The organism is Ferroglobus sp. (genome assembly GCF_015521575.1).
GTDB lineage: Archaea > Halobacteriota > Archaeoglobi > Archaeoglobales > Archaeoglobaceae > Ferroglobus.
The window spans coordinates 1-6,863 of the sequence record NZ_WANY01000057.1 but is presented as its reverse complement, the minus strand read 5'-3'; the positions used below and the strand labels follow the sequence as shown (position 1 = coordinate 6,863).

Genomic DNA, 6,863 nt, shown 5'->3' with positions numbered 1-6,863 from the left:
GTATGGTCTCCGGAGCGTTCGATAGGGATCACGACATCCTCTACATCTGCTACGACAACGAAGCTTATCAGAACACGGGAAATCAGCAAAGCGGGTTAACTCCTCCGGGAGCGAGAACAACAACAACACCGGTTGGAAAAAGACAGCCCGGAAAGATAGGGAAGAAGAAAGATATGGTGAGCATAGCAGTCGCTCACGGAATTCCCTACGTGGCTTCAGCTTCAGTAGGCTACCCGAACGACTTGAAGAGGAAGGTAAAGAGGGCAGTTGAGTTCGAGGGAGCGAAGTACATCCACGTTCACTCTCCCTGCGTTCCCGGATGGGGAATCGACAGCAAGCAGACGGTCGAAGTGGCAAGACTCGCCGTTGAAACCGGATTGTACCCGCTCGTAGAATTCGAACACGGAAAGCTCGTGAGGGTTATGAAGATCAAAGAGAAGAAGCCCGTGGAAGAATACTTGAAGGCTCAAAGGAGGTTTAGGCACTTGTTCAAGCATCCAGAAGGAAAGAAGATAATAGAAGAGCTTCAGAGAATTGCGGATGAAAACATAAAGAAGTACAACCTCCTACAGCAATGAAGGAAAGAGAAGCCTTAGAACTTTCGAGAAAAATCGGAGAAGAGGTAAAAAAAGAGGTAGTTAAGATTAGCGGTAAGAGAGAAGCTGGAGAAGTAGTTGGAATCGGAAAGGACGGAACGCCAACGAAGAGAATTGATCTGGTAGCTGAAAGAAAAGCCCTCGAAATATTGAGGGAAGCTGACTTAAGAGTTGTTACCGAAGAGTCCGGAGTCGTTGGAGAAGGGGAAGTGACCGTTGCCCTCGACCCAATAGACGGAACGTTTAACGCAACGAGAGGCATTCCGATTTTTTCAATTTCTCTATGTTTTTTGAAGGGTGAGAGAATAAGAGACGCTTTCTTCGGTTACGTTATGAACCTCGCCACCGGAGACGAGTACTACTCTCTCAACAACAAATCGTATAAAAATGGTGAGAAAATAGAGGTTTCAAAGAAGGAAGATGTCGAATGTGACGTCGTGATTTACTATCCGAAAAAGAAGTACCCTTTTAAGAGAGTCAGAATCTACGGCTGCTCTTCACTGGAGATCTGCTACGTTGCTGAAGGGGCGATTGACGCTTTTATAGACATCAGAGTGAGCGAGAGGAGAGGTGATGAGGTCGTAGGCTACCTCAGAAGTTTTGACGTTGCCGCAGCTTTGTTCATAGCGAAAAATGCGAAGGCTAAAATAAGCGATCCAGAGGGAAAAAGCGTTGAGGAAAAAGTTGTGAGCATGGAGGAGAGGTTCAGGCTTGTAGTTGCTAACGAGAAACTCCACGAAAAAATTCTAAGAGTGCTATGAGAGTCGCTCTCGTTTACAAAAAAGAGTCGGAAAGCGTAGCTGAGAGAGTGAGAAGGTTCTTAGAAAGGGTTAGCGACGTCACAGTCTTCCCCTCACCCTCCACCGAACTTGAGGAGTTCGAAGCACTGGTAATTGTAGGTGGAGACGGAACAGTTTTAAGGACCGTACAGGAAATAAAGAACGTCCCCCCAACCTTCGTCGTCAATACTGGAAGAGTTGGAATTTTTTCCCACGCTAATGCGGAGGATTTCGAAAATAAGCTCGAAAAAGCTCTCGAAAGTATGGAGTACGAGAGCTTCATGAGGATAGAGGCTAAGGTGAAGGGAAGCATTTTAAGAGCCCTTAATGAGGTGAGCGTTCTCACTCACACGCCCTCAAGACTCCTTAAGTTCGAAATTTGCGTCGACGGAGAATTGATAGAGGAAATTCGATCAGACGGTATGATCTTCTCAACACCCCTCGGCTCCACAGCATACAACCTCTCGTCTGGTGGCCCAATAATCGATCCGAAGCTTGAAGCCGTCGTAATTACTCCAGTCTCTCCCTTCAGACTCGGATGGAGACCTTGGGTCGTTAGCGGGGAGAGAACGATCTTAGCTAAAATTGAATTGAGAGAGGCTGTTGTTGTGGCTGACGGACAGAAGTCCATCGTCATAGAGCCGGGGGAAAGTGTGGAAGTGAAGAAGTCCAAGTATCCAGTGAAATTTTTTAAAGTTGAGAAAAGGCTTGAAAGAATGTCGAAAAAAGTGAGAGAGTTAACATGAAGCTTTTCGGAGTTATAGGCTACCCAATAAAGCACTCCCTAAGCCCAGACATGTTTAACGCCGTATTCAAACATCTAAAACTCGACGCTATTTACCTAAAACTGGAGGTAAAGCCAGAAAACTTGAGAGAAGCTTTGCTCGGAGCAAAAGCCCTCGGCTTTGTTGGACTAAACGTGACGATACCCTTCAAAGAAAAAGTTCTTCAATTCGTAAAAGCAAAGGGAGTGGCTGAAAAAATTAAAGCTGTAAATACCGTAAAGCTCGAAAGCATGGAAGGATACAACACCGACGCATACGGTGTTGTGAAGTCCCTTGAAGAGCATAACGTCGATTTTTCCAGTAGATTTTTGGTTATAGGAGCCGGTGGGGCTGCGAGAGCTGCCGTTTTTTCGCTCGTGGAGAGGGGCGGAGAGGTTTACGTAACCAACAGAACCGAAGAAAGGGGTAGAAAGCTTGCGAAAGAGGCTGGCTGTTACTTCGTGAAAACGGGAGAGCTCGAAAGAATGAAATTCGACGTTTTGATAAACGCAACCCCCCTCGGAATGGTAGGGATGGAAAAAGCCTTACCAGTTAAAGAAGATGTAATAAAGAAAGCTTCTGTCGTCTTCGACATGGTTTACAATCCTGCAGAAACGCTCTTCGTTAAAAAAGCCAAGGAGCTCGAAAAAGAAGTTATCTACGGATACGAAATGTTGCTCTACCAAGCTTACGAAGCTTTCAAGATCTGGAACGGATTTTATCCCCCGCTGGAAGTTATGAAAGAGGCTTTGCTGAAAAAGTTAGGCTTTTATCCAGAGTAAGTCAACTGAAAAACATGATGGAGGGCATGACGACTCTCGATTACATAAAATTCGTCAGAGAACATCCCGAGCTTAAGTGCAAGGAATGTGGGAAAAGTTTCAAAGACGTCGTCTGGTTTATAGACTTCAAAGAGGATGAAAAAGGAATAGAAGTTAAGGGAAAGGGCAAAGGGAGAGTCTACGTAGTTTGCTGCAATTGCGGAACCGAGAACGACCTCCTTGAATTAGTGGGTTGAATTTTTTCCCATATTTTTATTCAAGTCGTCCCGTTAGAAAAGTCACCGACTCAATAATTTTTACAACCCTACGCAAGGTTTAGAGTAAGCTGCTGATTCTAACACCGAAAACTATATATTTAACCTATACCGATTTATTTTGAAAATTAAGTAAGGAGGTGTTAGAACATGACCGAGTTGCCACTCGCACCGGTTGACAGATTGATTAGAAAGGCTGGTGCTGAGAGAGTTAGTGAAGAGGCTGTCAAAAAGATGGTCGAAGCTTTGGAGGACTACTGCACCAAGATAGCGAAGAAAGCTGTTGAAATTGCCAAGCACGCCGGAAGAAAGACCGTCACAGCTGAGGACATAAAACTCGCTGCTTCAATGGTTCAGTAATTCCATTTTTATTAAATTTTTTATATTTTCATAACCTCTTTTTGGCTTCAAAATCTCAACGACATCTTCGCATCTTAGGTACATCAGCCTTCCCGCTATTTCAGCAGCCCTTCTGTATCTTTCTCCGTCGCAAACAAAGTACTTTCCCGGGGTGACTATGACAACCCTATCAGCTTCGAGGGACTCCTCGTTAGGGTAAGCGAGGTTTCCTGAGGATTCAACAACCAGAACTTCGCTTTTCCTCTTCAATTTCCTCAAAATATCGTTCGACAACTCCCTTCCAGAAAGTAAGAGATCGTCCACTTCGTCAATTTCAACTCTCGAAAATTCTCTCTTTCTTAAAATCCCTTCAATTCTCTCGAAGAACGACTTTACAAATCTGCTCACCGGCTCCACGACGTAAGTGCTTTTTTCAACTCTAATAATGGCGGTCTGGAAAATTGGAGAGTCCAAACTCGCTGTATTCCAGTCTACGGACTCCAAATCGATGGGAAGAAGGAGAGAGAAAACTGGATTTAAAACTTCGAATCCCTCCTCGCTTTTTACAAGCTCGTTAACCCTCAGAACATCATGACTGACGAATTCCTCCACTTCAAGAATTCTTTCAAAAGCTTTTGCGTGGTAAAAGGCGTTGAGAGTCGATAACGGTTTCGAAAACGTCACGGCAAAACCTTCTTCTTTAAAAGCTTTCACGATCTCCTCAGCCACTTTCGTCTTTCCCACGTGCTGTCCCACTCCAACGACAAGAATCAGCACGAAAATTGCTAAGACAAAGTTTTTATAAAGTTTAAAGAAGTTCTTCTTCGATGCTACCGTTAAATCCGAATCAGATGAAAAAGATGATGAAGCAGATGGGCATAGAAATGGAGACAATCGAAGCTGAGGAGGTTATAATAAAGACAAAAGATGCAGACTACGTTTTCAAAAATCCGGTGGTAAACAAAATTTCAGCCAAGGGAATAGAGACTTTCCAAGTTACCGGAAGCTACGAAATCGTTGAAAAAGTCGCAATAAACGAAGAAGATGTCAAACTTCTAATGGAGCAAGCCGGAGTTAGTGAGGAGGAGGCAAGAAAAGCCCTCGAAGAGGCTAAAGGAGATCTTGCGGAAGCTTTAATGAAATTACAAGGAGAATGAAACCGCCAGTCGTTCTGATCAGAGGGAGAAACGCTTTCTTAGTTGAGAAGTTCGAAGGAGAATTGCATACACACAAGGGCATAATAAAGCTTGAAGAATTGAGAAGCAAGAAGTTCGGGGATAAGGTAAAGACACACCTCGGCTACGAGTTCAGCATCATTCCCTTCAACGCTTCGAAGTTCTTCCAACTTTTCAAAAAAGGACCGACCCCAGTGATGCCGAAGGATATCGGAGCGGTGATAGCTTACACAGGCTTACAACCGGATTCGCTTATTTTTGACGCAGGAACCGGTAGCGGAGTTGTCGCCGCATATCTCGCTTACTTCAACAAGTATGGAGAGGTCGTGACGGTCGAAAAAAGGGAAGACTTTGCCAAAATTGCCAGAGAAAATTTCAAAAAGGCGGGATTGAAAAACATCCATCAGATTGTCGGAGATGCCATTTTTGTCGCTGACGGCTTTAAGAAAGAGTTCGATCTCGTCTTTTTGGATATGAAGGATGACGTCGAGTTTTTACCAAAAGCTTGGGAGATTTTAAAAGAAGCAGGCTACTGCGTTGTTTACAACCCCTACATCGAGCAGACCAAGGCTGTTTACGAGAAGATGAGAGAAGTTGGTTTCAAAGAGCTCGAAGCCTTCGAGCTCGTGAAGATAAACCTTGAGTTCAAAAGAGTCGGAACGAGACCCTTTACGGAAATCTTCCACACGGGTTATTTGGTTTTTGGAAGGAAGGTTTGATCGTTAAACATTACCTTCAATGATATTATTCAACCAATTAGACTTAATTTTGGTGGTACCATTAAATTGTCTTCCTCGACAAAATATATTTGCCCTCTACTGAACCGGTGACGAACATTATTATTTCAGACTTTTTTCCTCTCGTTTAAATACTCAATAAATTTCAGAAAACTCAATAAAAGCAAAATGAAAGATATGAAGAGAACAATAAATTCCATTGTACCAGCTTTTTCAAACAATATACGCCTAAGGGTAAAAATAACTGTCAGTCCAAACACTATGCTCAACACAGCAAAAAAGTTTGTTTAATATTGCCTGTATCATAACTCATTTTAAGATGGAGGTTTAAACTTGCTGCTGCAATTAAGATATAAATGATCAACAGCAAAAATGGTCTGAGACTATCCTCTCCAGTGAACATATTTCTGACGAGCACTGAGGTCGTGCCAGTAAGCAGGAGCAAGGTAATAACAAAAATAAAAAAGGTTACCAATTTCAGGGATCTGTACTTAGAGCTTCTCATTCGCCCACCATGAACAATTCCCTAAAGCTCGGAAACACACCAATCTGCATCATTACGAACCAGAAAATTACGCCTGCAGCAGAATAGATGAAGCTGTAGTAGAAAGCCTTTGGATTTGTTAAAATCCTCTTCCACCCCTCGAAGTCCGTTACAAAGTGGTAAAAGACGACGAGGGGGATGGAGAGAGGGGAATATTCTGCTTTAAGGAATATCAATTCACCAACGATAAGAGAGGCTATTAGCACGTAGGCTACACTCATAACCGTGAAAAAAGCAATGTGAATGGGCAAAAACCAGTCGGGTAGATCTCTTACCTTTACGCCTCTGTAACCTTTCGACCATCGTTCGTAGATACTTGTCTTCCATGCAGGCACTCTACGTCCTTCCTTATCTCTTAACTCATATTTGCTTCGCTCAATAAACATCCGCGCCACAAACGATAACGCCGAGCTCATGAAAGGATATAACCAAACAAAACGGTCTTCGTAAGGCAATCCGAATCCAAATATAACACTAAGAAGTAGTATAAAAAAGAATTGAAGTAATTGGGTATAGAGGACTACCTCCTGCTGACTTCTCATATTACCCTCACCAAATCTTTGCCAACAAAGTATATACCATCGATCTTTCCGATAACGAATACTGTAACGTTTCCTTCTCTCAACACCTTTTTGACTTCCTGTCTGTCAAACTTCACCATCAATTCTGGATATCCATCTCCATCCCTGTCCTTAATCTTTGGATTCCTTACAAACCCATACTTGGTATCGTTTACAGCTGGGATTATTCCGTTCAGGTAGACTGTTGAAATGTTTATTTTGTTTACGTCGTAGCCCGGTATTTCAATGTATGCCGTAATCCACTTCCCTTTCGATTTCAGATTTATCGTTTTCGGGTGCATGTCAAGGCTGCTTGCGTTCACAGTAATAAAC

The 6,863-nt window shown here is 43.2% G+C and carries 10 protein-coding genes and 1 pseudogene; 8 read left to right on the top strand and 3 right to left on the bottom strand.

Annotated features, from left to right (window positions below):
* From F7C14_RS02260 to F7C14_RS02235, 6 genes are all read left to right on the top strand, one after another.
* The coding region (locus tag F7C14_RS02260; RefSeq protein ID WP_290899557.1) for a thiamine pyrophosphate-dependent enzyme at nt 1–578 on the top strand (578 nt) is incomplete at its 5' end.
* Nucleotides 575–1,357 carry an inositol monophosphatase family protein gene (locus F7C14_RS02255; protein ID WP_290899555.1) on the top strand — a complete coding sequence of 261 codons (783 nt, stop codon included), beginning with the start codon at nt 575–577 and terminating at the stop codon, nt 1,355–1,357. The genes F7C14_RS02260 and F7C14_RS02255, both read left to right, overlap by 4 nt.
* Nucleotides 1,354–2,121 carry an NAD(+)/NADH kinase gene (locus F7C14_RS02250; RefSeq protein ID WP_290899553.1) on the top strand — a complete coding sequence of 256 codons (768 nt, stop codon included), beginning with the start codon at nt 1,354–1,356 and terminating at the stop codon, nt 2,119–2,121. Before F7C14_RS02255 ends, F7C14_RS02250 begins: the two co-directional genes overlap by 4 nt.
* Complete coding sequence (gene aroE, locus F7C14_RS02245; RefSeq protein ID WP_290899552.1) at nt 2,118–2,921, top strand: shikimate dehydrogenase; 804 nt, start codon at nt 2,118–2,120, stop codon at nt 2,919–2,921. The genes F7C14_RS02250 and aroE overlap by 4 nt, the downstream gene beginning before the upstream one ends.
* A 14-nt stretch (nt 2,922–2,935) precedes the next feature.
* Nucleotides 2,936–3,157 carry a hypothetical protein gene (locus F7C14_RS02240; protein ID WP_290899550.1) on the top strand — a complete coding sequence of 74 codons (222 nt, stop codon included), beginning with the start codon at nt 2,936–2,938 and terminating at the stop codon, nt 3,155–3,157.
* A 168-nt stretch (nt 3,158–3,325) separates the two neighbouring features.
* Nucleotides 3,326–3,535: a histone family protein gene (locus F7C14_RS02235; protein WP_290899549.1), complete on the top strand. Its 210-nt coding sequence runs from the start codon at nt 3,326–3,328 to the stop codon at nt 3,533–3,535.
* On the opposite strand, the gene F7C14_RS02230 is transcribed toward F7C14_RS02235, so the two are convergent.
* Nucleotides 3,521–4,291 (bottom strand): hypothetical protein, encoded by a 771-nt coding sequence (locus F7C14_RS02230; protein ID WP_290899548.1) that lies wholly within the window; start codon nt 4,289–4,291, stop codon nt 3,521–3,523. The genes F7C14_RS02235 and F7C14_RS02230 overlap by 15 nt on opposite strands.
* Before the next feature lie 50 nt (nt 4,292–4,341).
* Here F7C14_RS02230 and F7C14_RS02225 point away from each other — a divergent pair, with 50 nt between their 5' ends.
* The gene (locus F7C14_RS02225) at nt 4,342–4,671 is read left to right on the top strand and encodes a nascent polypeptide-associated complex protein (protein WP_290899546.1); all 330 of its coding nucleotides are present in this window, start codon (nt 4,342–4,344) and stop codon (nt 4,669–4,671) included.
* Nucleotides 4,668–5,408: a tRNA (adenine-N1)-methyltransferase gene (locus F7C14_RS02220; protein ID WP_290899544.1), complete on the top strand. Its 741-nt coding sequence runs from the start codon at nt 4,668–4,670 to the stop codon at nt 5,406–5,408. Before F7C14_RS02225 ends, F7C14_RS02220 begins: the two co-directional genes overlap by 4 nt.
* Before the next feature lie 519 nt (nt 5,409–5,927).
* On the opposite strand, the gene F7C14_RS02215 is transcribed toward F7C14_RS02220, so the two are convergent.
* Nucleotides 5,928–6,305: a hypothetical protein gene (locus tag F7C14_RS02215; RefSeq protein WP_290899542.1), complete on the bottom strand. Its 378-nt coding sequence runs from the start codon at nt 6,303–6,305 to the stop codon at nt 5,928–5,930.
* Between the two features lie 203 nt (nt 6,306–6,508).
* Nucleotides 6,509–6,863: pseudogene (locus F7C14_RS02210) on the bottom strand (hypothetical protein); the annotation flags it as partial.